Consider the following 24,894-nt stretch of genomic DNA (forward strand, 5'->3'; position numbering starts at 1 on the left):
CGCTGCTACGAATGCTGACTCCGATACCTCTTCCAACGGCGAGGATGACGCATCAGCTGATGTGGTTATCACGAGCCCCACGGAGGGCCAGGACATTGATTCTTCCGATGATGGAAGCGCCGATGTTCCGGTGACCGGCACGGGCACTCCCGGTGAAGAGGTCGTCGTGACCTTGGACGATGGAGAGAGCCAGACGGTGACCGTTGACGAGGATGGTGATTGGTCGGTGACGTTCAAGGACGTTGACCCGGGCAAGCACAGTGTCACGGCTAGCCAGGAGTCCAACGGATCCGAAACTACCGTCGGATTCATGGTGACTGCTGCTGGCGACTCATCGGCTTCTGCCGATGCGGACTCGTCCGCGGATGCCAGCGCTGGAACCGGAGCAGATAGCGACTCCGCTAGTTCCGGTGTGAACGTCAACAACGGCGGCGGGCTTGCGTCCACCGGTGCGACCAGCTTGCCATTGGGCCTCGCAGCCCTGGCTCTGCTGCTCGCCGGTGGTACTGCACTGCTGATCGCTCGGAGGCGTTCAGTCTCCTAACGGAGGCAATAAGACGTGGGCTGGCACATCGGAGACGATGTGCCAGCCCACACCATTTATTCGTAACCGTCGCGGTACACCAGCAGTTGGCTGTACCGCTGGCGGAAGGGCCGAAGGTATTCCCCTGATGACACACACTCCAATGCCCACCAGAAAGCGTCCGGCGTGGTTGCGCGGCGTCACGATCGGGTGCGTCGCGATCACGGCTTGGCACCTTTTGGCCACCTTCCTATGGGTGGCTCCTCCGAGTGGTTTGCGGGACCTCGTTCCGCAGAAGGCGTTGAGTAGCTACATCATGCCGTTGTTCGGACAAAGCTGGAGCGTCTTCGCTCCCTCCCCGGTCAACGGCGACTACACCGTCAAGGTGCGGGCCCAGCTAGAAGGTTCGAAGAACGCAACCGAATGGGTCGATGCCACCGACGTCGAGTCACGCATGCTGACGCACCACCTGTCTCCGCAGCGGGCCGCAATTCTCGGGGGGATTCAGGGGCGTGACTATAAGAAGACCTTCGACAAACTCGAGAAGGCCCAGAAGGATGTTGTCGCCGCCGGCTATTTCAAAGGTGACGATTGGCTCGCCAGGCTTGATCAGTCATTGATCGCCTCCGCGGAATCAACGGCAGAAAAGCATCGCGCCGAGGCACATATGGAGGCGGAGAAGACCACCACGGCCTACGCAACCCAAGTAGCCCATGCCGTATGGGGAGACGCGGTGAACTACGTCGAATTCGAGGTCAGCCGCCAAAGCGTCGTTCCGTTCAAGCACCGGCATGATCCTGAGGCCAAACGTCCCGAGGCAGTAGTGATATCGACGGGCTGGCGCGGCCGATACACCGTACCGGGTCAGAACCAGGAACGGTTCGCCGAAGTCTTCAACCGGGCAAGGGGCGAAAGATAGCATGGAAGATTTTTCACGCAGGTTCGCCGGCTTCAAAGGCGGAGTAGCCGGATTGTGGGGCTCGTTCTGGAGCGAAGGCCCCCGGCACCTCCTGGCCGCCATCGGCGGCGTCTTGGTGACGATCGAAAACTGGTTGCTGGACACCAAAAAGGCCAGATACGGCCTCGCCGTCACCCGGATCCTCCTCGGAATCGCCGCATTGGGGCTGTGGACCACCAACTTCGGAAGCCGGTACTACACCTTTGGCTCGGGTGCGGCATGGACGGGCCAGATCCAGGACCCCGAGAGCAAGCTGTCCGCCTCCTGGCTGTTTTCGGCCTTCCGCCATGCAGCAACCAACGACACCGCCCTGACGTTGCTCTATCTACTGACCGGCGCTCTGGCCGTGACCGTCATCCTGGGGTACCGCACCAGGATCCTCCTCCCGCTGTTCACGGTGATGTGGGTCAGCCTCATCGAGGTCCAGGATCTGGCCTCGGACCAGGGAGACAATATCTTCCGCATTGCGTTGATCGGTCTCATCTTCGCTGATCCTTCGGGGCGTTGGTCGCTCGATGCGCGCCGTCGAGCCAAACGCGCAGGCAAGCAGAGGGCGGGGAAGGGGGCTGGGATCCTCGCTCGGATCGTCCCCGACCCGGTGCCGACCCTAGCGCATAACCTCGTCATCGTCGTGCTGGCCTGCCAGGTCATCTTCGTCTACGTTTCGGGTGCCCTCTATAAGGCCGGTGGGGCGCCCTGGCGTGACGGAACCGCGGTGTATGCCCCCTTGCAGACGGTCCGGTTCGGGCCCTGGCCGGAGCTCAGCGACCTGGTCACGGCCTGGGGACCCGCGGTAGCGATCGCCAGCATCGGCTCAATCATCATCCAGCTGACGTTCCCCGGGGCGTTGTTGTTCAGATGGACGAGGATCCCTGCGCTGTTCGCGATGGTGGGATTCCACGTCGGCATCGCCGTCCTTATGGGCCTGCCCTGGTTCTCGTTGGCCATGATTGCGATTGATGCGATCTTCATCCGCGACGTCACCTGGGAGCGGTTACGGTCGTGGATCGTCCAGGCCTGGCGTCAAGGTGCCGGCCGAATCCCGGAACCGTCGCGTCCCGCGGAAGAGTCCGATGGCATGACCGATGAGAAATCTTCTGAACAGGAAGCCCCCAGAGAGAAGGCCTCTGTCGGCGCCTCGGCGAGGGCCGCGGCCCGGAACGGGGCCCCGCTTAGTAGGTGAACATCCTTGCATTTGCTGCCTCGGCATCGTCGTACTGCTGTGAGGCATGGGACAAGGCGGTGTTGATGGCGGTCAGGGATTCTTCGACCTTCATCTGGGTGGCCCGCCAATCGGCGACGACGGCCTGGAAATTCGAGGCAGCAGCCCCGTGCCAGGAGGACTCGAGGTCCCGCAGACCGGCCTGCATGGTGTTCACCTCGGCACGTAGGCGCTCGATGGTCCCTTGGACTGCTTGGGCCCGTCCGCGCATTTCTGCTGTGTTGGCCGAAAAACTACTCATGGTGACTCCCCGCTCGTTTCCTTGACCTCCACGGTCGGGGACACCCGGATGTGCCCCAGCAACACGATGCACGAGTAGGAAGCGCTCCCGCGCCGATCGGGAACAAACTGTGGAAGGTTCAGGACCCGTCGTCGTCCGTGGAGGAGGAGTCGGCGGGGACCAACGGCAGGTGGATGGACATGGTGGCCCCACCACCAGGGGTTTCGGTGAGTCGGACGGACCCATCGTGCTGGGCGACAATGGCCGCGACGATCGCCAATCCGAGTCCGGTTCCGCCGGTCTCCCGCTGGCGGGAGCTATCGGCCCGATAGAACCGCTCGAACACCCGGGCTGCGTCCTCCTCGGAGATCCCGCTGCCGTGGTCCCGGATCGCCAGCACGGCATCCGAACGCCCGTCGATCACCGGCAGGACCCCGACCGCCACTTCAAGGGGTGAGCCTTCGGGGGTATAGCGCAGTGCATTGGTCATCAGGTTCCCCACGACCTGGCGCAGCCGAAGCTCATCGCCGCTACTGGGGGCGCTGGTGGCCTGCGGTCCGTCCAGGCCCACCAGACGGACTTCGCGCATTGGGGCATTGACCCGGGCGTCCTCCACGGCATCCGAGCCCAACTGCAGCAGATCCACCGGTTGGCGTTCCAAGGGGCGTTGTTCATCGAGGCGGGCCAGGGTCAACAGATCCTCCACGAGCTGGGCCATGCGTTTGGCCTCGCCTTCGATCCGGCCCATGGCCGTCCCGATCTGCTCTTCCCCGCTCACCCCGCCGTGCCGGTAGAGCTCGGAGTAGCCCTGGATGGTCACCAGAGGGGTCCGTAGCTCATGGGAGGCGTCCTGGATGAAGCGGCGCATCTTGCGTTCGGAGGCGGCCCGCCCGCGGAAGGCCTGCTCGATATGGGCCAGCATCGCGTTCAGAGAACGGGATAATCGGCCGACCTCGGTTTCGGGGGGATATTCCTCAACACGTCGGGAAAGGTCCCCGGCGGCAATCGCCGCGGCGGTGCGTTCGACCCGGACCAACGGCCTCAGGGCCCTCCCCGTGATGCCGTAGGCGATCATCGACATCACCAGGGTCACCAGCGTGCCACTGGTGACCACGAGTTTCGTGGCCTTGTCCACGGTGCCCATCGTCGACTGCAGGGGCAGTGAGACGACGATGTATCCGTCGTTGTTGCGCAGGGTGTAGATACCCGTGCGCCAGCCACGGGAGGATTCCTCCGTGCCGGGGACGTCCATGTTGAAGGATTTCAGGTCCCGGACCTCATCGACGGTCATCGGCGGGACTTCGGGTGCATCGGTGTGCTTTCGATGGGGGAGTTCGTAACGCACGTTGCCGTCGTTGTCCCGCAAGGTCCCCCGGAAGCGGTTGAACTCCAGCGTCGCCCCCTCGCTGGGCATCTCCTGGTTCTTCCAGGAAGACCACATGATGTTCGCCAGGGCGATCGAGTTGTCCTTGAGATCGGTATCCATCTGGTCCTGCAGCGTCAGCCGAAGCGAGGCCGACGCGGACAATGCCGTGACCAGCACCCCGCACATCATCAACGTGGCCATGAGGGCCACGAGCTTGGAGCGGAGGGATACCTGCCGCAGGAGGCGGGGGAGCGAACGCACCAGAGGCCGGACCTAGCGCCGATCGGCCGAGCGCAGCAGGTAGCCGACCCCCCGCTTGGTCTGGATCATGGCCGGCCAGTCCTCCCGGGCATCGATCTTCCGGCGCAGGTATGAAATATAGGACTCGACGATGGAGGCGTCCCCGTTGAAATCGTATTCCCAGACGTGGTCGAGGATCTGGGCCTTGGAGAGCACCCGGTTCGGATTCATCATCAGGTAGCGCAACAGCTTGAACTCGGTGGGGGATAAGTCGACTACTTCGCCGGCACGGCGGACTTCGTGGGCATCGTCGTCGAGTTCCAGATCGTCCACGCGGATGATCGCATCGTCCTCGTCCAGCGGCTGGGTCCGTCGCAATACGGCACGGATCCGGGCCACGACCTCGTCGAGGCTGAATGGTTTGGTCACATAGTCGTCGCCCCCGACGGTCAGGCCCTGGACCTTGTCCTCGGTTCCGTCGCGTGCCGTCAGGAACAGGACGGGGAAGTGGCGGCCGGCCGCGCGGAGCTTGCGGGTGATGGTGAACCCGTCCATGTCCGGGAGCATGACGTCCAGCACGGCAAGATCCGGGAGTTCCTTTTCGACGGCGGCCAAGGCTTCACGGCCGTTGGCCGCAGCGGTGACGTCGAAGCCGGCGAAACGCAGGGAGGTGGACAGCAGCTCACGGATATTGGGTTCGTCGTCGACGACGAGGAGCTTGGCTTCCGCAGGTTTGTCAGTCATGGCACCAATTGTGCGTGTAAAGTCTGGGAGTTTTCTGTGCGCCAGTTGTGTGCCATGGTACGAGGGTATCGGCGCGGGCCGATGGTCTCATCGACGCCGTCTGGCGTTGATGCGCAGCAGAAGCAGGGTGATGAGCAACAAGAAGGCGACCGGTAGCCCGTAGAGGCCGACGGCCATGACCGGGGTGAATGGAGTGGCACCCGCGGTGTACTGGATCAGGACGAAGGACAGGCACGCAACGGAGACCAGGGCGATTGCCGCGGCCAACACGGTCACGATGCGCTGTGCGGTGGCGGGGGAATCAAGGGTGTTCACCCGGTCAAAATATCAGCGTCGGGGCGGCGGACAAAGTCCTCTCGGCCGCGCCCATGCCGTACTCTAGACGAATAGACTTCCCCGACCAGGATCGCATCCGCGCCCAGACGCAGTCGATGCGGGTTCGGTCGGGAATCCAGACGCGGCGCGGCCATCGGGCCGGGCGTCGCCGGTACGCGAGAACGAGGTAGGCGAAGTGCCTTTTGGCAAAGTGAAGTGGTTTGAAGCCTCCAAGGGTTTCGGGTTCCTGGTCACCGACGACGGCCAGGAGGTGTATCTGCACGCCTCGGCGTTGCCCGAGGGCGTCAGCGAGGTCCGCGCGGGCACCCGTATGGAGTTCGGGATCGCTCAGGGCCGTAAAGGGGCCCAGGCATTGACGGCGCGCGTCGTGGAGGCCGCCCCTTCGGTGGTCCGTGGCAAGCGGAAGCCCGCAGAGGACACGGCGATCCTGATCGAGGATCTCATCAAGGTCCTCGACAAGGTCTCCAATGGATTGCGCAAGGGCCGGTACCCCGAGAAGGGCCAGGCCACCAAGATTGCTGCGGTCCTGCGCCGCGTCGCCGACGATTTGGACGCCTGATCATGGCACGGGCACCAAAAGTCGACGCCCTTCTGAGCGCCGAAACCGACCTCGCCCGCATGACGCTGTCGGCCACCGTGGAACCCGGCTGGGTGGGGGAGCACCTGGGCGTCGCCGCTGATGACGATCGCGTGCTGACCCACCGTTTCGAGGCCAGGCTCCCCGGGTACGCCGGATGGAACTGGTACGTGACACTGGCCCGGGTTCCGCGCGGGAAGGTGGCCACGGTCTGCGAGACCGGGCTGTTGCCCGGCGAAGGAGCCATCGTGGCCCCCGCATGGGTGCCGTGGGCCGACCGGGTCCGCCCCGAGGAACTCCAGGCCCAACGGGAAGCCGAGGCGGCCGAAGCCGCGGGGCAGGAATCCGGCGGCAAGGAACCGGAACAAAAGCCAGAACAGAGCGACGGCGCAGCCGCCTCCGCGGCCACGGGCACCGGGAAGGGGTCGGCGGCCGAGCCCGCGCAGGCTCCGGCCGATGAGCAGCATGACGGGGACGGGGAGGAAGCCCCCGCGGCCGAGCAGACCCAGCAGCCTGCGGGCCGGGGTCCGCAGCGCTCCCGGTCCCGCCGTCGTCGCCGATAGCGGCTACATGTTCTCCACGACGTAGTCGATGCAGGCGGTCAGGGCCGAGACGTCGTCCGGTTCGATCGCCACGAACGTGGCGATCCGCAGCTGGTTCCTGCCCAGCTTCCGGTACGGCTCGGTATCCACGATGCCGTTGGAGCGCAGGATGGAGGCCACCCGGGCGGCGTCGATGGAATCGTCGAAGTCGATGGTGGTGATGACGTTGGACCGGTCTTCGGTCTTCACGACATAGGGGGTTGCGACCTCGGAGGCCTCGGCCCATGAATACACCCGGCCCGCCGAGTCGGCGGTGCGGGCTGCCGCCCAATCAAGACCGCCCTGGTCGTTGAGCCAGGAGATCTGCTCATCCAGGGTCACGAGGGTGGCCAGCGACGGGGTGTTATAGGTCTGGTTCTTCAACGAGTTGTCGATGGCCGTGCGCAGGTCCAGGAAATCGGGGATCCAACGCTCGCCCGACCCCACGCGTCCGGCGCGTTCCAGCGCAGCGGGCGAGAACAAGCCCAACCAGAGACCGCCGTCGGAGGCGAAGTTCTTCTGCGGGGCGAAGTAGTAGACATCGGTTTCGGACACGTCCACGGCCAGCCCTCCAGCCGCCGAGGTCGCGTCGACCAGCAATAAGGCCCCGTCGTCGGCGTCCTCCACACGCTTCACCGGTGCCGCGACACCGGTGGAGGTTTCGTTCTGTGGCCAGGCGTAGACGTCCACGCCCGGCTCCGCGAGCGGGGTCGGCCGGGTGCCGGGCTCCGAGGAGATGATCGAGGACCCCTGCAGGAAAGGGGCCCGGTCGGTGGCCTTGGCGAACTTCGAACCGAACTCGCCGAAGGACAGGTGCTGGGCCTTCTGCTCGACCAGGCCGAAGGAGGCGACGTCCCAGAAGGCCGTGGAGCCGCCGACACCGAGGATGACTTCGTAACCTTCGGGGGCGCTGAAGAAGGTGGACAGGCCCTCACGGATGCTGCCGACCAGGTTCTTGACCGGGGCCTGGCGGTGCGAGGTCCCCAGGATCCCGGGGTTGGCCGCTGCCAGGGCCTCCAACTGCGCGGGACGGACCTTGGAGGGGCCGGCGCCGAACCGGCCATCCGCCGGCAGGAGGGATGCGGGGATGCTCAGAGAGTCGGTCAAGTGGTGCTCCTGCCATCGGTGAAATCAGTGGTGTGGACTTCGTGGGTTCGGAAAATACCCCGGACCAATGGTGGCGCAACAGTTGGTGGAATGCCGAAAGCAGGTGGCATTGTTAACGCAGGTAGAGTTGCAACCACGGGTTCCCCCTTGACCGCCCCGCCCTACAGGAGTGCCACGCAGTGACAGATCTGATCGACACCACGGAAATGTACTTGAGGACCATTTTGGAACTCGAGGAAGAGGAAATCACGGCTCTGCGTGCCCGCATTGCCGAACGCCTGGACCATTCAGGGCCGACGGTTTCGCAGACGATCGCCCGGATGGAACGCGACGGCCTGGTGGTCGTCAACCAGGACCGGCACCTCGAACTCACGGTCACTGGACGGGAACGGGCCACCTCGGTGATGCGCAAACACCGTCTGGCCGAGCGGCTGCTGGCCGACGTGATCGGACTGGATTGGGAATACGTCCACGACGAGGCCTGTCGGTGGGAGCACGTCATGAGCGAGCGCGTCGAAAAGCGGCTTTACGATCTGCTGGGCAAACCCACCGACTCTCCCTACGGCAACCCGATTCCCGGGTTGGAGGCCCTCGGGGGACCGGCGGCCCACGAATTCTCCATGGGGGTACAGAACCTAGACTCCGCCTTGCTGGACGAGAACACCGGGCCGGTGGCCGTCGAACGGCTGGCCGAGGCGATCCAGGTGGATCCCGAACTGCTCGCCCAGCTCAATGAAGGCGGCATCCGTCCCGGGGCCCAAGTGACCCTGGAACGGGCGGGGGACTACGTCCTGGTCCGCGTCGAGGGGATCGAAGGAGCCCTGGAGCTTCCCGTGGAGGTCAGTGCCCACGTTTTCGTGGCACGGCAATCGCTATAGTCGATATAGTTATAACGGAACTGTTACTTCGTATCCGATTCGGGTAGCGTGGATAACGGATGGGGATTCGTCCTCATCCACTCGTTCCGACGCTTAGCCCTGCCTGCGGATCGGGTCCGTTCGCCCAAATGACAGGCAGGGGTGGAGAACCCAAACACCGACGGCCGGCTCGCCTGTTTCCTTGGCACCAGGCCGTCTTGGGGTGAAGCTGCAGCTTTGTGCGCGGCCGGATCCGTGGGATCCGAACCCGACAGCTAACTCCGCAGGCGCCATGAGAGGTCTCTCGTTTGACAGAGCAAAAACGTTCCGGGCGGCGTGCCGCCCCGGCACCGCTGGCCGAAGCTGTAGCACCGGACATCGTCCACGGCCCGTATGTGCCCCGGCGGTTTGCGTCGACCATGCGTTACGCGGCACCAGCGACTTCGGTGCGTTGGGAGGCAGCCCAGGCGGTTGCCGCCGAGCAGCCGGCCGATCTTGCCGACATCGTTCCGCTCCTGGCCGATCCGGCAGGCAGCCAACAGTCTTTCCCCGCACCGCAGGACACCAGGGAGTCGTTCGATTCCACGGTGATCGGCCTGCCCGTCGGTGTCCGCGCCGCCGGCCCCCGGGCTCGCACGCATTCCCCGCGCCGCCCCGTCCTGGCCTGGAGCCACCGGTTTGCCGCCGTGGCAGCGGTCTCCGGGTTGGCCTTGGCGGCCGCGTACCCGGCGCTGGATGGCGGCGACGAGCCCGCCGGGCCCGATGAGCGGGTCGCCCACCAGGCCAGCGCCAATATCGCCGACGTCGACGTGCCGGACTCCGATGACTTCGCCATCGTCCGCGCCTCGGTCTCCAGCAGCTTCAGCAAGGACGACCAGCTCGATTACCTGATGTCCGCCTCGAGGGGGGACGTCAGTCGGATCAATACCCGCGGCGTCCTTGCCCAGCCGGTTGATCATGTCCGGATCACCTCCCCGTTCGGCGCTCGGTCGAATCCCACCGGTGCGGGCGGACAGGTCCACATCGGACAGGACTACGGAATGGCCTGCGGGTCCCCGGTGAAGGCCTCGGCCGCGGGCACCGTGGTGCAGGCAGGCTGGGCCGGGCATTCGGGCAACCGGGTCCGCGTCGACCACGGCAACGGCCTGGAGACCACCTACAACCACAACAGCAGCCTCAAGGTGTCGGTGGGGCAAAAGGTCAAGCGTGGCCAGGTGGTGTCCCTGAGCGGGACGACCGGCAACTCCACCGGCTGCCATGTCCATCTGGAAGTCCTGGTCGACGACACGCCGGTTGACCCCGCAGGGTGGCTTTAGCCCCGGAAAGTCGCGGGTCGTGACCTGGAGCTAACCGTTTCGTGACCTGAACGTGACTTTTAGAAGCACTTCATATAATGTTGTCGTCGTGCCAGACCGCATAGGGGTCAGGCACACTCGAGCAGATTGCCGAATACTGCCACTGCCCGAGGTCCGTTCGCAAAATCGCTTGGCAGTAGCGGGGGAACCACATTTCGGGTCCATCAGGATCCTTGGGGTTAAGTGTCAGGGTCCGTCCAGCGGGCCAGACACCGAGTGACTCCCACTCGAATCCGACAGCTCACCTCGCAGGCATTGGGAGAGGTAATCAATTCATGACCACGCGTCACGCTCTTGGCCGTCACCGCGCCACCCCAGTTCGCACCAATCCGTTGGAGTCGATCTCCAAGGCAGTGTCCTCCAACGCAGGCTCCGTTGGCCGTCAGGCCGCCGTGATCGCCGCAGCATCGGGCCTCGTCCTGTCCATCGGCGTTCCCGCCCAGGCCACCCCGGCCACCCGCGAAGCAGATAAGGCGCCGGTTTCCGACGTCCTGCAGGCCGACCTCGTCGCCAAGAAGGCCTCCGTGCAGGGCACGGTCAAGGTCGCTGCCGCGAAGAAGAAGGACGCCCCGGTCGTCAAGGTTCGCTCGATCAAGTCCGCCACCGATGGCGCCGACTACCGCGCAGCACAGAAGGCAGAGCGCGAGGCAGCCGAGAAGGCCGCCGCCGAGCGTCGCGAAGCAGCTCAGGAAGCTGCCGCCGAGCGCCAGGAAGCAGCTCAGGAAGCTGCCGCCGAGCGTCGTCAGGCCGCTGCCGCCTCGAACTCGACTTCCTCGAGCAACTCGTCCTCGAGCAACACTTCGTCGAGCAACTCCTCCTCGAACAACGCGTCCTCGGGCAACACCTCCTCGACGTCCTCCAACGTGACGAAGAAGGAAACGAAGACTGCCCCGAGCACCGGCAACTCCAGCATTGCCAGCATGGCCAAGCAGTACATCGGATCCCCATACGTCTTCGGCGGCTCGACCCCGGGCGGCTGGGACTGCTCCGGCTTCGTGCAGTACATCTACGGCAAGGCCGGCGTCAGCCTGCCGCACAACGCCGCGGCACAGCGCGCCTCCGGCAAGCTCGTGCGCACCTCCAGCCCGAAGCCGGGCGACCTGGTCTTCCAGAGCAACGACTCGCACGTCGGCATCTACATCGGTGGCGGCAAGATGGTCGGGGCCCAGAACCCGAAGGCCGGCACGGTCATCCGCGACACCACGGGCCCGTACGCGGCCCCGCTGGTCGGCTACTACACGATCGCTGGCTAATAGACTTAGCATCTAGTGGAGCTCTCACCCGAAAGGGTGGGGGCTCCACTACTTTTAAGCCAGCGGACACCCCGACGACGGGAAACGATCCCGGGCATGAACCCCCCGGACAGGGCAGCATGAATTCGTCGTGGGGGCAGGAGTGACACGCGCGGCGACGAGGCGGGGTGGTCCCCACGACGGGGGTTGCGGGCTTAGGCTGGTGCCCGATGGACCTTGCACGAGAACCGCGGTCAACGGTTTGGTCCGCTGACCACGGGTGGACACCACGACAAGGAACGCCTATGCGAACCCTGGTATTGAATGCAGGATATGAACCACTGGCGGTGGTGACCTTCCGCCGGGCGCTGCTTCTTGTGCTGACCGGCAAAGCCAGCGTCCTGGCCGAGGACAGCGAACCAGTGGTGACCCCACGGACGGTCGTCGGAAGACCGTCGGTGATCCTGCTCAACCGGTACGTCAAGGTGCCCTACCGGAACGCAGCCAACGTCACCCGACGCGGAGTGCTGCGCCGGGACGGCCGCCGATGCGGGTACTGCGGCAAGGCAGCCACCACCGTCGACCACATCACGCCCCGTTCCCGCGGAGGCACCAACACCTGGGAGAACCTCATCGCCTGCTGTCTGGACTGCAACAGCACCAAGGGAGACAAGACCTTGCGCCAGCTGGGATGGAAACCCAGATTCACACCCCTCCGGCCCCGCGGGCCCCAATGGTTCATCACCGAACTGGAGCGTCCGGCACCCGGATGGTCGGACTTCCTCACCGGGACGGCAGCATGAAATTCGACGCCATCATCGTCGCCGGTGGCCGGGGGAGCCGGCTGGGCGGACGCGATAAGCCACTGCTGGCCCACGGGGGGTCCACCCTGTTGGAACATGCCCTCCGGGCCGCGTCGTCGGCGAACCGCATCGCCGTGGTCGGTCCGACGGAATTGAACCCCGTGATCTCGGATTACGCCCAGGGGGCAGCCGCCGGACAGATCCTGACGCTCACCCGCGAATACCCGGCCTTCGCCGGCCCGGCGGCCGCCGTGGCCGCCGGCCTGCACAGCCTGGGTGAAGGGACGGCCGGGGAAGTCCCGGCCCCGGTGGAACAGGCACCCCTGACCCTGATCCTGGCCGCCGACCTGATCGATCCCGGCCCGGTGGTCGAAGGCATCGTGGCCCATGCCGGCGACCAAGCGGTCGGCCCCGTTGCGCCGACGCCCGCCACCGAAGGAATCGAGGCCCAGGGCCTGGGGCAAGTCGACTTCGGCAGGGCCTGGGTCCCGGTGGATGCCGACGGAAGACTCCAACCCCTGAGCTGTGTGGTGGAGACCGGGGCACTGGTCCAGGCCGTCGAGTCCGCGACGAGCCAGGGGAAGGGGCTGGCCAACTCCTCGATGATGCGCCTGCTTGCTAAGGTGCAGATAGTCAGGGTGTCCCTCGACGGTGTGGACTACACCGACGTGGACACTTGGGAAGACGCCGACCGGGCAGGAATCAGCCGCCCGTCGGATGAAGCCAGGGGCCGGTAGCCCGCTGCAACAGGAGGTATGGATGTCCGAGATGCCCGAGCTGGATGAATGGGTCACCGAACTGCTGAAGGGACTCGAGATCCCCGAGGCCCCCGTGGACATCGACGCCATCCTGGGCATGGCAGGAGTCGCCGCGCATTCGATCATTCGTCCGGCCGCGCCCGTGACCACCTACGTCGCAGGTTTTGCCGCCGGGTTGGCGGCCGGAGCCGGCATGGCTGATGACAAGGCCTCCATGCAGGGGGCCACGCAGCGGGTCAACGAACTGCTGGCACGGCGCAGCGGCTCCGAGCAATAGTGCCAGAAGCAGACTGGCACCAGGCGCGACGCCTGGCCTACGAGGCCGGAAGCGCGCTGGCGGCGGCCCGTAGGGAGCCCGAACTGGTCCCTCTGGCCCGGGCTGCCGGGAGGGTCCTGGCGCAGGATATCCACTCCCTGCACACCATGCCCCACTATGCCTCCTCGGCGATGGATGGTTGGGCCGTGGCGGGGGAAGGTCCCTGGCAGGTGGAACGGCCCCGGGAGGATTCCGGGGACGACGCCGAACAACCGCGGCCCCACGCAGGCGCCGGCAGCACGCCGTCGCCGCTGGAACCGGGCCGGGCCCGGGCCATCGTGACCGGGGAGTCTGTGCCCGAGGGGGCGACGGCGGTGCTCCGGCAGGAAGCAAGCGAGCTGGAGGCGGCCACCGGAACACTCTCCACCCCCGACGCCCCCGCCGCGGGGGCCGATATCCGCCCGGCGGGCCGCGAGGCCGCCGAAGGGGAATTGCTCCTTCGTGCCGGCACCCGTCTGACGCCGGGGCGCATCGCGGTGGTCGCCGTCGGAGGACATGACCAGCTGCCGGTCGCCTCGACGGTGCGGATCCGTCTGCTGCTCACCGGCGACGAGGTGGTCACCGCGGGCATTCCGGCCCCGGGACAGGTCAGGGACACCTTCGGTCCGGTGCTTCCGGGGTGCATCGAGGCCCTCGGCGGGGTCGTGGCGGACGTGCTGCGGATCGGGGACGACGCCCCGGCGACCCGGGACGCACTGGACTCCGACTCCGCCCGGGGCGCCGATGTGGTGCTCAGCACCGGGGGGACCGGGCATTCGCCCGCCGACCATGTGCGTCCGGTGGCCGAGGAACTCGGGGGAACCTCGATCGTGGGTTCGGTGGCGATGCGGCCGGGGCACCCGGCCCTGCTGCGGGGCCTGCCCGGCGGACGGCTCCTGGTGGGACTGCCGGGCAACCCCCTGGCGGCCTTCATGGCCGTGGTGACCTTGCTGGAACCCCTGCTCCAAGGAGCCAACGGCCAACCGCCGTCGGCGCCGGTGGCCGTGCGGACCGGGGAGGCGGTCCGGGGGGCCGGGCACTCCCACCGGCTCCTGCCAGCCCGATGGACGGATCCGGTGGCCCGGCAGCAGCTGGTGGCCTCCGAACACACCGGCTCGGCCATGATGCGTGGCCTGGCCCAGGCCGACGTCGTCATGGTCGTCCCCCCGGAGGGAGTGGCGGCCGGAGGAGAGCTCACCTACCTGGAACTGCCATGGTACGGTCGGTGAAAGAATCCGCCGTGGAACCCCTGTGGTCCGAGATCGGCGGCGCGAAGAAGGAGGCCAACGGGTGGGCAGACTGACCCGGCGGCGCCGTGTCGTCCACTATTCCTCGGAGACCGGCTCCCGTGTCCGCGAAGAGACGATCGCCGCTGAGGAACCGTTGGAGATCCGATTGGGCCGGCGCGTCTTCAGCATCACCATGCGCACCCCCGGCAACGACTTCGACCTGGTGGCCGGCTTCCTGGTCAGCGAGGGAATCATCGGCGGCCCGGAGGAATTGAGCAGCATGCGGTTCTGCGCCGGCGAGGACGAGGACGGCCGCCAGACCTTCAACGTCGTCGAAGCAGGCCTGGGCGAAGGCGCCATCATCCCCGACCCGTCCCTGGACCGGCATATCTTCACGTCCTCCTCCTGCGGGATCTGTGGCACGGCCTCCATCGACGCGGTCGCCAAGACCAGCCGGTTCACCGTGGCCCCGTCCAGCGGAGTCATCGGCGTCGGAACCCTCCTCGGACTCTCCACGACCCTGCGCTCGAGCCAGGAACTCTTCGGCAAGACCGGCGGGGTCCACGCGGCAGGACTGTTCGACACGGACGGGAACCTGCTGTGCCTGCGCGAGGACGTCGGACGGCACAACGCCGTGGACAAGGTCGTCGGCTGGGCCCTGCGGGAAGGCAGGCTGCCGCTGCGCGACACCGTCCTGCAGGTCTCTGGCCGGGCCTCCTTCGAACTGGTGCAGAAGGCCTACCTCGCCGGCATCCCCGTGCTCTGCGCCGTCTCGGCGCCCTCGTCACTGGCCGTGGAACTCGCCGAGCGGGCCGGACTGACCGTTGCGGCCTTCGCCCGCGGAAGCAGCGTGAACCTCTATACCCACCCGGAGCGGATCGACACCGACGACTCCGTGGACCACCAGGCGCCGGCGCCCCACGCCCCGGCCGCCCCGGACAACAGGAAGTAGGACGGTCGACGTGAAGCGCTCGGCTCCTGAACAGGACATCAATGAGGATGCGCTGGAAGTCGGCGCCCCGAAGACGACGGCGGCCGGGGTCAAGGCGGTCATGGTCGCCTTGGACCGCGGATATTCCCAGGCCGGGGTCAGCCGGACGCTGCGCTCGATGCTGCGGGTGAACCAGCGCGGAGGGGTCGACTGCCCCGGCTGCGCCTGGCCCGAATCGATCACCGGGGCCCGTAAGCCCGCCGAATTCTGTGAAAACGGGGCCAAGGCCCTCGCCGAGGAGAGCACCACCCGGACGGCCGACGCCGCCTGGTGGGCCGAACACTCCATCGAGGACCTGGGCGACAAGACCGAGTACTGGCTGGGAAACCAGGGCCGGATCACCGAACCGATGATGATCCGTGAAGGGGAGAGCCACTACCGGCCCGTCTCCTGGTCGCAGGCCTTCGCCACCGTGGGCGAGCACATCAACGCCACGACCGCCGACCGCTGCGTCTTCTACACGTCGGGACGCACCGCGAACGAGACGGCGTTCATGTACCAGCTCTTCGCCCGCAGCATCGGGACGAACAACCTGCCCGACTGTTCGAACATGTGCCACGAGTCCTCCGGCACCGCGCTGAGCCCGACCATCGGCATCGGCAAGGGGACGGTATCGCTGGAGGACTTCGAACATTCCGAGCTGATCTTCGTCATCGGGCAGAACCCCGGGACCAACCATCCGCGCATGCTTTCGGCATTGGCCGACGCCCGCAAACGCGGGGCCAAGGTCGTCGCCGTGAACCCGCTGCCCGAGGCCGGCCTGCTCAACTTCCGCGACCCGCAAACCGTCGACGGCCTGGTCCGGGGCGGGACCCGGATCGCCGATGAATTCCTGCAGATCAAGGTCGGCGGGGACCTGGCCCTGTTCCAGGCGTTCGGTCACCTGCTCCTGGCGGAGGAGGCCCGTCACCCGGGCAGCATCGTGGACCGCGAATTCGTCGAGTCCCAGACCAATGGTTTCGACGCCTATGCCGCGGCCCGGGCCACGATCGATTGGGAAGCCACCGAGGAAGCCACCGGACTCTCCCGCCAGGAGATCTCGACGGTCGCCTCGATGCTGGCCAAATCCAAGGGAACCATCATCTGCTGGGCCCTGGGACTGACCCAGCAGCCGCATTCCGTGGACACCCTGAAGGAACTGATCAACGTCCTGCTGCTGCAGGGGAACTTCGGCAAGCCGGGGGCCGGCGCCTGCCCGGTCCGCGGTCACTCCAACGTCCAGGGGGACCGCACCATGGGGGTGTGGGAGAAACCGAAGGAGGACTTCCTGGCCGCCCTGGATGCGGAATTCAGCATCACCACCCCCCGCGAGCACGGCTACGACTCCACCGACACGGTCGAGGCCTTCGAGAACGACGACGTCGATGTCTTCGTGTCCATGGGCGGGAACTTCTCGCTGGCCTGCTCCGATACCGAAGCACTCGAGGCCGGGATGCGCCGGGCCGGATTGACCGTGCACATCTCCACCAAACCCAACCGCTCCCACGTCGTCCACGGCAGGACGTCATTGATCCTGCCCACGCTGGGGCGCACCGATCGCGACGATAAGCACCCCACCGGCCCGCAGTTCCTTTCGGTGGAGGACTCCATGTCCGTCGTGCACACCACCCAGGGCCGGCTCGCCCCGATGTCCCGGCACCTGCTGGCCGAACCGGTCATCGTCGCCCGCATGGCCGCGGCGACGCTGGGGGAGGACCATGCGGTCAACTGGCGGACCATGGCCCAGGACTACGACGTCATTCGCGATCACATTGCCGCCGTCTGCCCGGGCTTCGAGGACTTCAACCGGAGGGTGCGCACCCGCAACGGATTCGTCCTGCCGAACCCGCCGCGTGATACCCGGACCTTCGCCACCGACATCGGCAAGGCCCGCTTCACGGTCAGCCCCTTGGAATACCTTTCGGCTCCCGAGGGGCACCTGATCCTGCAGACGCTGCGCAGCCACGACCAGTACAACACCACGTTCTACGGTCTGGACGACCGCTACCGCGGGATCTCCAACGGGCGTCGGGTCATCCTGGTCCACCCGGAGGACCTGGCCGAGCTCGGATTCACGGACCGCGACCTGGTGGATGTGATCTCCACGTTCGGCGGAACCCAGCGCCGAGCCAACCGGTTCCGGCTCGTGGCCTACCCCACGGCCCGCGGCTGCGCGGCCGCCTACTTCCCGGAAGCCAATGCCCTGGTCCACCGGGGACTGGTCGCCAGGGAGTCGAACACCCCCGGCTATAAGGCCATGACCGTCGGGTTCGTTCCGCATACCGAAGAACCCAGCCGGACCTTCGACGAACGCGAGCGTCCCGCCCGCCGGCCGGAACCGGCAGCCTAGGGGTGCCCCGCCGCGGGTAGCATGGGGGCGCGTCCCGGCAACGTGCCGGGACGTCGTGATGGAAGGACCCCGCCGTGAGCATGGACCAGGCAGCCTGGAGCTCCCTGCATAAGATGTCCTCGGGAAAAACCGGGCGGCAGTTCGCCCCCGGGACCGTGCGTCGGATCATTGATTTCGCCCGCGGCTACGGGCGCCGGTTGAGCCTGTTCGTCATCCTGTCGGCCGTCGCCGCGGTCCTGGCCGTGGCGACCCCAGTGCTGGCCGGCAAGGTCATCGACGCCATCGTCGCCGACGGGCCGTTGTCCACCATCGTGCGGCTGGCCTTGTTGATCGCGGCCGTGGCCATCGCCGAAGCCGGCGTCTCGCTGTGGAACCGTTGGCTCTCCTCCAGCCTCGGTGAACAAGTCATCTACGATCTGCGCACCACCGTTTACGAACACGTGCAGAAGATGCCCATCGCCTTCTTCACCAGGACCCGGACCGGGGCCCTGGTCAGCCGGCTGAACAACGACGTCATCGGTGCCCAGCAGGCCTTCGCCGGAACCCTCTCCGGGGTCGTCAGCAACGTCGTGGCCCTCATCCTCACCGCGGGGGTGATGGTCAGCTACTCCTGGCAACTGACCCTGATCGCGGTGCTGATGCTGCCGATCTTCCTGATCCCCGCCCGACGCATGGGGGCCACCGTGGCCCGCCTGCGCCGCGAGGCCGCGGACTACAACGCGGATATGGGCACGCAGATGACCGAACGCTTCTCGGCGCCGGGGGCCACGCTGGTCAAGCTCTTCGGCCGACCCGAGGTCGAGGCGCAGGCCTTCGCCGAACGCACCGCCAGGGTCCGCGACATCGGGGTGAAGACCGCCATGCGCCAGTTCTTCTTCGTGACCTCGCTGACCCTGGTCACGGCCCTGACCCTGGCACTGGTCTACGGGCTCGGCGGTGCCTTCGCCCTCGAGGGCCGGCTGAAGGCCGGTGACGTGGTGACCCTGGCGTTGCTGCTGACACGCCTGTACGCGCCGCTGACGGGGCTGGCCAATGCCCGGGTGGAGGTGATGAGCGCGCTGGTCTCCTTCGACCGGGTCTTTGAGATCCTGGACCTGAAACCGCTGTTGACCGAGAGCCCCGAGGCCACCGACGTTCCCGCCGGGCCGGTATCGGTGCGCTTCCGCGACGTGCGCTTCGGCTACCCCAGCGCCGAGAAGGTCTCCCTGGCCTCGCTCGAGGACGTGTCCGTGCTGGACAGCCGAGGTGGCCAGGAGGTCCTGCATGGCATCGACTTCGAGGTCCCCGCAGGGCAGACCTACGCGCTGGTCGGTTCCTCGGGTGCGGGAAAATCGACCATCGCGCAATTGTTGGCCCGGCTGTACGACGTCGATCAGGGTTCCGTGGAGTTCTCCGGACTCGATGTCCGCGAGGCCCGCTTCGCCTCGATGCGGGCCACCATAGGCATGGTGACCCAGGACGGCCACCTCTTCCACGACACCATCGCGGCGAACCTGCGCATGGCCCATCCGGAGGCCTCCGACGAGGCTCTGTGGGATGCCCTGCGGCGGGCCCGGCTCGACGACCTGATCCGGACACTGCCCGACGGGCTGGACACGATGGTGGGCGAACGCGGCTATCGGCTCTCCGGGGGCGAACGCCAACGCCTGACCATTGCCCGCCTGCTGCTTGGCGCCCCGCGGGTCGTGCTGCTGGACGAGGCCACGGCGGCCCTGGATTCGACCAGCGAGGCAGCGGTCCAGGCTGCGCTGGGGGAGGCCCTGGCCGGTCGGACGGCCGTGGTCATCGCCCACCGGCTCTCCACGATCCGCACCGCCGATGCCATCCTCGTGGTCGAGGGAGGTCGGATCGTCGAACGCGGAAGCCATGCCGAACTGCTCGCCGTCGGTGGACGGTATGCCGAGCTCTACCGGACCCAGTTCGCCTCCACGGGCCCCGAAGCGGCCCCGGGGCAGTGAGCGGCGGCCCACCGCAACGCGCCCCGGCGTCCCGGCCCGGAGAAACGGCTTCCACCGGCTGAACAGGGCCGGGTTTGGGGGCTTTGGCCATGGCGCTCGGCCATGGGGACTGGTCGTATATGTAGAATCAAGGACCATGTGCTCCTCAGGAGCACGGTCTGGGTGGCGTTGCTTGGGAGAGACACGCCACGATCAACAATCATCCGTGGTACGAAATGATCTGGAGATTACATGCAGCGCGGCACCAACCTTGGGCGCCTAGGCGACTTCAACCAAGCGGTTATCTTTGAATCGATCCGGCGGGCGCTCGACGGAGTTAGTCGGGTCGAATTGGCGGGATCCACCGGTTTGTCGCCCCAAACGATCTCCAACGTCGTCCGTCGCCTGCTCGATGAGGGGCTGGTTCGTGAGGACCGCACCATCGTCTCCGGTCCGGGGAAGCCGCGGACCGTGCTGGAACTCGAAGTCAACCGCCAGCTCGCGGTCGGCATCCACCTGGACCCGGCCGGGATCACCCAGGTGATGCTGAACCTGCGCGGCGAAGTGCTCCATTCCAAGCGGTACTTCACCCCGGCCGTGGTGGATCCTGAATCCACCGTGGACCAGATGGCCGAGGCCGTCGAGGAATTGATCAAGGAATCCGGGCAGCCCCGGGACCGCGTCGTCGGGGTCGGCGTCGTCGTCCCCGGACCGATGGATCTGGAGGGTGGACACGTCACGGCGCCGCCGCTGCTCGATGGCTGGACCAAGGTCGAGTTCGTCAAGCCGTTGGCTGCCAAGCTGGGGCTGAACGTCATCTTGGAAAAGGACACGATCGCGGCGTCCATCGCCGAGGTCTGGAACGGCAAGAACCCCGAGGACGAGCAGGACTTCGTGTTCGTCTACGTCGGGGCGGGCATCGGCGTGGGCATGGTCATCAACGGGGAGATCGTCCGTGGGGTGAGCAATAACGCGGGGGAGATCGGCCACTTCTCGGTCGGTGAGGAGACCGGGCTCTGCGCCTGCGGTCGCAAGGACTGCCTGGCCGGGGCGACCTCCTTCGAGAACCTCGACAACAAGGCCACCAAGGCGGGGCTGGACCTGGGCATCCCGGAGAACGCCGATGTCGCCGGACGGGCCGAAGGGATGATGAAGCTGGCCGAACTGGCGGACGAAGGCAACGAGGTCGCCATCGGACTACTGCGCGACTTCGCAGGCCGGACCGCCGATATGGTCGCCCAGCTGATCAACGCCCTCGACGTCGACAAGGTCATCTACGGCGGACCCTACTGGCCGCTGATTAGCGACCACGTCCTGTCCGGGGCCGCCGAGATTATCAACCAGCGCTTCAACGCTAAGGACGTCCATTCGATCAGCGTCGTCGATTCCGAGCTGGGCCCGGAGGTCGCCGCCATCGGCGGCGGCTGCGCCATCCTCGACGCCAGCCTGTCGCCCAAGGCCAGCGTCCTGCTCCTGAACTGAGCCTCGACGGCAAGATATGACGCCACGGGCGTCATCGGTGAAAACCGGTGGCGCCCGTTGTCATAACGGGTTGGTTTCGAAGGTTGACATTCTAAGTCCAGTGGAATTAGATATAAGTGTCAGTGCTGCAGCCACCAAGTTGCCCATCGACACGGCAATGCGAGTCTCAACGGCTTCCGTGCCTGGTGGGGGAACGGCAGGTTGGCGGCTACGGGGAACAGGGCTGACATGGGTGCCGACCGGCACCGTTGATGTTTTTAAGGGAGCCATCAGCCATACGCCGGTCGGCACCAATATTTGTTTAATGGGTGCCTTCGTCCGGTGGCCCGGGGTGCCGGACGCGGGGGAACAGGGTGCCCCTGACCGGAATCGAACCGGTGGCCTACCCTTTAGGAGAGGGTCGCTCTATCCGACTGAGCTACAGGGACCAATCGCCGTGGGGCTGAGCCCGGGCGAACAGCAACCATCCTAGCGGCAGAATCCGGTCACACCGAAAACGACTCCGGTCGGGTCCGCCCCGGCTCAGGACAGTCCGGCCTCGCCCCACCTGCGTCGGAACGTGCGCACGAACGAGGCGATGACCACCGCCAGGGCGGTCGCCACCGTGGCGAAGAGCAGGATCCAGCCGGTGATGGTCAACGCCGAGGCCAGGCCCACCCGGTCCGGATCGGTGGTTCCGGCGAGCAGCCCGTCGATCATCGGGTTGGTCCACAGGGAGACGATCGCGAACAGCAGCGGGATCGCCCACAAGCCCCAGCGCAGCCCCCGCCGCGGCACATGCAGGGCAATGGCCAGCATCGCCACCAGGGCGGTGAAGAGCGGGAACAACGTGCCCGCCGTCTTATGCACGTAGGACAGTTGGCCCAGGGCATCGTCGTCCATGACCGTTTGGAGTTTCCGGATGTAGTCCGCGTCGAAGCCGCCGAGCAGCTGATCGGGCATCGCCAGGCCCCCGGAGAGGTCCTGCATCTGGTTCAAGACCAGCAGGTGATAGTACCAGAAGAGCAGGAGGACGGCGCCGAGCCCCGCCCAGAGGATCAGGTTGCCGTTGCCCTGGGCCTGTTCCGGGGTCCTGCCGGTGGTGGTGTTGGCCAGGGCGCTGCCCGGCCGCGGGGGCACACTGCCCGGAGACTGGCGGGGCGGACCGCCCGCACCGCTTTTCGCCGGCGATCCCGGGTTCCCCGTGGCCTGGTTCTTCTGCTGGCGGGACTTCTTGCGGCGCTGTGCGGGCTTCTTGGACATGGCGCCATTATGCCGGGACGGGGGCCGGGGCGGGAAAACGCCGGCAACCGTAGACTGGGGGGACCATGGATTTTCTCTTCGACGACTTTTCCGAGGCGCGCTCGCGCCTGAGTGCAAACGACGCCGGCGCCTCCGGGCCCCCGCAGGCCGCCGAACTGCTGGAGGGGCTGAACCCGGAGCAGGAACGGGCGGTGAAGCATGCGGGCAGCCCGCTGCTGATCGTCGCCGGTGCCGGCTCGGGCAAGACCCGGGTGCTTTCCCACCGCATCGCCTACCTGCTGGCCACGGGCAGGGCCCGCCCGCATGAGATCCTGGCGATCACCTTCACCAACAAGGCCGCCGCCGAAATGCGTGAACGTATCGGGGAGCTGGTGGGGGAACCGGCGCAGAAGATGTGGATCTCCACGTTCCACTCCTCCTGCGTGAGGATCCTGCGTCGCGAGGCCACCTCGGTGGGACTGAAATCCAACTTCTCGATCTACGATGCCGCCGATTCCCTGCGGCTGATCACGCTGATCGCCAAGGGGCTGGACCTGGACCCGAAGAAGTTCGCGCCCAAGGCGATGCAACACCGGATCTCGGCGTTGAAGAACGAACTGATCGACGACGAGGAGAATGCCTCCACCACGAACATGAACGACCCGTTCGCCGCGGCCGTCTCGGAGGTCTACCGCGGGTACACGCAGCGGCTGCGCCAGGCCAACGCCATGGACTTCGATGACCTCATCGGCCAGGTCGTGAACATCTTCCGGGCCTTTCCCGGCATTGCCGACAACTACCGGCGGCGGTTCCGTCATGTGCTGGTCGACGAGTACCAGGACACCAACCACGCGCAGTACTCGCTGGTGCGCGAACTCACCGGCCCCGACGGGCAGACCCCGGGCGGGGAATTGACCGTGGTGGGTGACTCCGACCAGTCCATCTACGCCTTCCGTGGTGCCGATATCCGCAATATCGTCGAATTCGGCAAGGACTACCCGGAAGCCGAGACGATCAAGCTCGAACAGAACTACCGGTCCACCCAGACCATCCTCAACGCAGCCAACGCGGTGATCTCGCTCAATGAGGATCGCCCCGAGAAGAGGTTGTGGACCGCCGAGGGGGAGGGCCCGCGGATCGTGGGCTACGTGGGCGAATCGGAACAGGACGAGGCCCGGTGGATCGCCCGGGAGATCCTGCGGCTCAACGACGAGGAGGGCATCCGCCCCGGGGACGTGGCCGTGTTCTACCGCACCAACGCCCAATCGCGCTCGCTGGAGGAACAGCTGATGCGGGTGGACCTGAAATACAAGGTCGTCGGCGGCACGCGGTTCTATGACCGCAAGGAGATCAAGGACGCGTTGGCCTACCTGCGGGTGCTGGCCAACCAGGAGGACGACGTCAACGTCCGGCGCGTCCTGAATGTGCCCAAACGCGGGATCGGCGACCGGGCCGAATATGCGGTGGCGGCCCTGGGGGAGAAGGAGCGCATCCCCTTCATGGAGGCCCTGCGCCGCGCCGATGAGGCTCCCGGGCTGGCCACCCGCAGCACCAAGGCCGTCGCCGGCTTCGTGAAGATCATCGACGACCTCGCGGTGGTCGCCGAAGGCTCCGGGGCGGCTGCCGCGGTGGAGGCCGTACTGGAGCAGACCGGCTACCTGGAGATGCTGCGCAAATCCGATGACCCGCAGGATGAATCACGGGTGGAGAACCTGGCCGAACTGGTCGCCGTGGTCAGGGACTACGAACGGGAGAACCCCGAGGGCACGCTGGGCGGGTTCTTGGAGCAGGTCTCGCTGGTGGCCGACGCCGACTCGATCCCCGATGCCCCCGACGACGACGAGGGCGCGCAGATGGCCGAGCGTGAAGGCATGGTGACCCTGATGACCCTGCATACCGCCAAGGGCCTGGAGTTCCCCACGGTCTTCCTCACGGGCATGGAACACGGCATCTTCCCGCACCAGCGTTCGATGACCGACCCCAAGGAGCTCGCCGAGGAACGCCGGCTGGCCTACGTCGGACTGACCCGGGCCCGTCGCCGGCTCTATGTCACCCGGGCGGAATACCGCAGCCTGTGGGGCCAGTCGCAGTACAACCCGGCCAGCCAGTTCCTGGAGGAGATTCCCAGCCAACTGCTCGATTGGAAACGCGAAGGGGCGATCCGTTCGGCGCCCGGGGCCTTTGGCAGCCGAGACTTCGCCACGAGCCGGTACGACGGCGGATCCTTCTGGGGTGCCGGTACCGGGGGAGGGGGCGGACGTCGCGCCGGGGATATCGAAACCGGCTCGCTACATACCGCGCCCACGGCCCGGGCCGCGGGACGGGTGCAGCCACAGAAGGAAGTCATCCAGCTCTCCGTGGGGGACAAGGTCTCCCACAGCACCTTCGGCGAGGGCGTGGTGCTCGCCTTGGAGGGGGCGGGGGACAAGACCGTGGCGAAGGTGAAGTTCACCGCAGAGGAGAAGCGTCTGCTGCTGCGTTATGCGCCGCTGAGCAAACTCGGCTGATTCGTCTCCGGGCAGGCCTGCCCG

22 protein-coding genes, 1 tRNA gene, 1 pseudogene and 2 riboswitches are annotated in these 24,894 nt (G+C 66.5%); of the genes and pseudogenes, 17 read left to right on the top strand and 7 right to left on the bottom strand.

What is annotated here, in order from left to right; all coding sequences use genetic code 11:
- The 3 genes and pseudogenes from ACT3S2_RS12405 to ACT3S2_RS12415 all read left to right on the top strand — a co-directional run.
- Positions 1-544 (top strand): annotated as a pseudogene (locus tag ACT3S2_RS12405) (hypothetical protein); the annotation flags it as partial.
- Positions 545-671: 127 nt separating this feature from the next.
- Positions 672-1,442, top strand: a complete 771-nt coding sequence (locus ACT3S2_RS12410) for a DUF5819 family protein (protein ID WP_444561761.1) — start codon at positions 672-674, stop codon at positions 1,440-1,442.
- A gap of 1 nt (position 1,443) precedes the next feature.
- Positions 1,444-2,664, top strand: coding sequence for an HTTM domain-containing protein (locus ACT3S2_RS12415; RefSeq protein ID WP_444555418.1), 1,221 nt, complete (start codon positions 1,444-1,446; stop codon positions 2,662-2,664).
- On the opposite strand, the gene ACT3S2_RS12420 is transcribed toward ACT3S2_RS12415, so the two are convergent.
- From ACT3S2_RS12420 to ACT3S2_RS12435, 4 genes are all read right to left on the bottom strand, one after another.
- A complete protein-coding gene (locus tag ACT3S2_RS12420) occupies positions 2,654-2,944 on the bottom strand; it encodes a WXG100 family type VII secretion target (RefSeq protein ID WP_444555419.1) in 291 nt (96 codons plus the stop codon). The genes ACT3S2_RS12415 and ACT3S2_RS12420 overlap by 11 nt on opposite strands.
- A gap of 118 nt (positions 2,945-3,062) precedes the next feature.
- Positions 3,063-4,550 (bottom strand): sensor histidine kinase, encoded by a 1,488-nt coding sequence (locus tag ACT3S2_RS12425; protein WP_444555420.1) that lies wholly within the window; start codon positions 4,548-4,550, stop codon positions 3,063-3,065.
- Positions 4,551-4,562: 12 nt separating this feature from the next.
- Positions 4,563-5,273 (bottom strand): response regulator transcription factor, encoded by a 711-nt coding sequence (locus tag ACT3S2_RS12430; protein WP_444555421.1) that lies wholly within the window; start codon positions 5,271-5,273, stop codon positions 4,563-4,565.
- A gap of 87 nt (positions 5,274-5,360) precedes the next feature.
- Entirely contained in the window at positions 5,361-5,588 is a 228-nt protein-coding gene (locus tag ACT3S2_RS12435) for a hypothetical protein (protein ID WP_444555422.1), read from the bottom strand.
- A gap of 196 nt (positions 5,589-5,784) precedes the next feature.
- On the opposite strand from ACT3S2_RS12435, the gene ACT3S2_RS12440 reads away from it, so the two are divergent.
- Together ACT3S2_RS12440 and ACT3S2_RS12445 are read left to right on the top strand one after the other, a co-directional pair.
- Entirely contained in the window at positions 5,785-6,168 is a 384-nt protein-coding gene (locus ACT3S2_RS12440; RefSeq protein ID WP_444555423.1) for a cold-shock protein, read from the top strand.
- A 2-nt stretch (positions 6,169-6,170) separates the two neighbouring features.
- Entirely contained in the window at positions 6,171-6,749 is a 579-nt protein-coding gene (locus ACT3S2_RS12445) for a DUF3027 domain-containing protein (protein WP_444555424.1), read from the top strand.
- 3 nt (positions 6,750-6,752) lie between these two features.
- On the opposite strand, the gene serC is transcribed toward ACT3S2_RS12445, so the two are convergent.
- Positions 6,753-7,874, bottom strand: coding sequence for a phosphoserine transaminase (gene serC / locus ACT3S2_RS12450; protein ID WP_444555425.1), 1,122 nt, complete (start codon positions 7,872-7,874; stop codon positions 6,753-6,755).
- A 179-nt stretch (positions 7,875-8,053) separates the two neighbouring features.
- Here serC and ACT3S2_RS12455 point away from each other — a divergent pair, with 179 nt between their 5' ends.
- The 11 genes from ACT3S2_RS12455 (at position 8,054) to ACT3S2_RS12505 (ending at position 21,142) form a co-directional block, all read left to right on the top strand.
- Complete coding sequence (locus ACT3S2_RS12455; RefSeq protein ID WP_444555426.1) at positions 8,054-8,752, top strand: metal-dependent transcriptional regulator; 699 nt, start codon at positions 8,054-8,056, stop codon at positions 8,750-8,752.
- Between the two features lie 111 nt (positions 8,753-8,863).
- Positions 8,864-9,035, top strand: a riboswitch (cyclic di-AMP (ydaO/yuaA leader).
- Positions 9,036-9,039: 4 nt separating this feature from the next.
- Entirely contained in the window at positions 9,040-10,047 is a 1,008-nt protein-coding gene (locus tag ACT3S2_RS12460) for a M23 family metallopeptidase (protein ID WP_444555427.1), read from the top strand.
- Positions 10,048-10,180: 133 nt separating this feature from the next.
- A riboswitch (cyclic di-AMP (ydaO/yuaA leader) is annotated at positions 10,181-10,355 on the top strand.
- 6 nt (positions 10,356-10,361) lie between these two features.
- Positions 10,362-11,339, top strand: coding sequence for a C40 family peptidase (locus tag ACT3S2_RS12465; protein ID WP_444555428.1), 978 nt, complete (start codon positions 10,362-10,364; stop codon positions 11,337-11,339).
- Positions 11,340-11,623: 284 nt separating this feature from the next.
- Positions 11,624-12,121, top strand: a complete 498-nt coding sequence (locus tag ACT3S2_RS12470; RefSeq protein ID WP_444555429.1) for an HNH endonuclease — start codon at positions 11,624-11,626, stop codon at positions 12,119-12,121.
- Positions 12,118-12,858 carry an NTP transferase domain-containing protein gene (locus tag ACT3S2_RS12475; RefSeq protein WP_444555430.1) on the top strand — a complete coding sequence of 247 codons (741 nt, stop codon included), beginning with the start codon at positions 12,118-12,120 and terminating at the stop codon, positions 12,856-12,858. Before ACT3S2_RS12470 ends, ACT3S2_RS12475 begins: the two co-directional genes overlap by 4 nt.
- Positions 12,859-12,880: 22 nt before the next feature.
- Positions 12,881-13,156: a DUF6457 domain-containing protein gene (locus tag ACT3S2_RS12480; protein WP_444555431.1), complete on the top strand. Its 276-nt coding sequence runs from the start codon at positions 12,881-12,883 to the stop codon at positions 13,154-13,156.
- Entirely contained in the window at positions 13,156-14,403 is a 1,248-nt protein-coding gene (locus tag ACT3S2_RS12485; RefSeq protein WP_444555432.1) for a molybdopterin molybdotransferase MoeA, read from the top strand. Before ACT3S2_RS12480 ends, ACT3S2_RS12485 begins: the two co-directional genes overlap by 1 nt.
- A 61-nt stretch (positions 14,404-14,464) precedes the next feature.
- Positions 14,465-15,355, top strand: coding sequence for a formate dehydrogenase accessory sulfurtransferase FdhD (gene fdhD / locus ACT3S2_RS12490; RefSeq protein ID WP_444555433.1), 891 nt, complete (start codon positions 14,465-14,467; stop codon positions 15,353-15,355).
- Between the two features lie 10 nt (positions 15,356-15,365).
- A complete protein-coding gene (locus tag ACT3S2_RS12495) occupies positions 15,366-17,723 on the top strand; it encodes an FdhF/YdeP family oxidoreductase (protein ID WP_444555434.1) in 2,358 nt (785 codons plus the stop codon).
- Between the two features lie 74 nt (positions 17,724-17,797).
- Complete coding sequence (locus ACT3S2_RS12500) at positions 17,798-19,681, top strand: ABC transporter ATP-binding protein (protein ID WP_444555435.1); 1,884 nt, start codon at positions 17,798-17,800, stop codon at positions 19,679-19,681.
- A 231-nt stretch (positions 19,682-19,912) separates the two neighbouring features.
- Positions 19,913-21,142, top strand: a complete 1,230-nt coding sequence (locus ACT3S2_RS12505; RefSeq protein ID WP_444555436.1) for an ROK family protein — start codon at positions 19,913-19,915, stop codon at positions 21,140-21,142.
- A 354-nt stretch (positions 21,143-21,496) separates the two neighbouring features.
- Here the strand turns inward: ACT3S2_RS12505 and ACT3S2_RS12510 are convergent.
- Positions 21,497-21,570, bottom strand: a tRNA-Arg gene (locus tag ACT3S2_RS12510).
- Between the two features lie 94 nt (positions 21,571-21,664).
- Positions 21,665-22,384, bottom strand: coding sequence for a hypothetical protein (locus tag ACT3S2_RS12515; protein WP_444555437.1), 720 nt, complete (start codon positions 22,382-22,384; stop codon positions 21,665-21,667).
- Between the two features lie 65 nt (positions 22,385-22,449).
- Between ACT3S2_RS12515 and pcrA the strand changes: the two genes are divergently transcribed.
- On the top strand, positions 22,450-24,870 hold the full coding sequence (gene pcrA / locus ACT3S2_RS12520) for a DNA helicase PcrA (protein WP_444555438.1): 2,421 nt from the start codon (positions 22,450-22,452) through the stop codon (positions 24,868-24,870).
- Positions 24,871-24,894 lie beyond the last annotated feature (24 nt).

Origin of the sequence: Arthrobacter sp. AOP36-A1-22 (assembly GCF_052377615.1) — a bacterium.
Classification (GTDB): Bacteria; Actinomycetota; Actinomycetes; order Actinomycetales; family Micrococcaceae; genus Arthrobacter_H.

Excerpts from the sequence above, each read along its gene's own strand:
- ACT3S2_RS12410 (WP_444561761.1), top strand. The coding sequence starts at position 672 with ATGACACACACTCCAATGCCCACCAGAAAGCGTCCGGCGTGGTTGCGC.
- ACT3S2_RS12415 (WP_444555418.1), top strand. The coding sequence starts at position 1,444 with ATGGAAGATTTTTCACGCAGGTTCGCCGGCTTCAAAGGCGGAGTAGCC.
- ACT3S2_RS12420 (WP_444555419.1), bottom strand. The coding sequence starts at position 2,944 with ATGAGTAGTTTTTCGGCCAACACAGCAGAAATGCGCGGACGGGCCCAA.
- ACT3S2_RS12430 (WP_444555421.1), bottom strand. The coding sequence starts at position 5,273 with ATGACTGACAAACCTGCGGAAGCCAAGCTCCTCGTCGTCGACGACGAA.
- ACT3S2_RS12445 (WP_444555424.1), top strand. The coding sequence starts at position 6,171 with ATGGCACGGGCACCAAAAGTCGACGCCCTTCTGAGCGCCGAAACCGAC.
- ACT3S2_RS12465 (WP_444555428.1), top strand. The coding sequence starts at position 10,362 with ATGACCACGCGTCACGCTCTTGGCCGTCACCGCGCCACCCCAGTTCGC.
- ACT3S2_RS12470 (WP_444555429.1), top strand. The coding sequence starts at position 11,624 with ATGCGAACCCTGGTATTGAATGCAGGATATGAACCACTGGCGGTGGTG.
- ACT3S2_RS12475 (WP_444555430.1), top strand. The coding sequence starts at position 12,118 with ATGAAATTCGACGCCATCATCGTCGCCGGTGGCCGGGGGAGCCGGCTG.
- ACT3S2_RS12480 (WP_444555431.1), top strand. The coding sequence starts at position 12,881 with ATGTCCGAGATGCCCGAGCTGGATGAATGGGTCACCGAACTGCTGAAG.
- ACT3S2_RS12505 (WP_444555436.1), top strand. The coding sequence starts at position 19,913 with ATGCAGCGCGGCACCAACCTTGGGCGCCTAGGCGACTTCAACCAAGCG.
- ACT3S2_RS12515 (WP_444555437.1), bottom strand. The coding sequence starts at position 22,384 with ATGTCCAAGAAGCCCGCACAGCGCCGCAAGAAGTCCCGCCAGCAGAAG.
- pcrA (WP_444555438.1), top strand. The coding sequence starts at position 22,450 with ATGGATTTTCTCTTCGACGACTTTTCCGAGGCGCGCTCGCGCCTGAGT.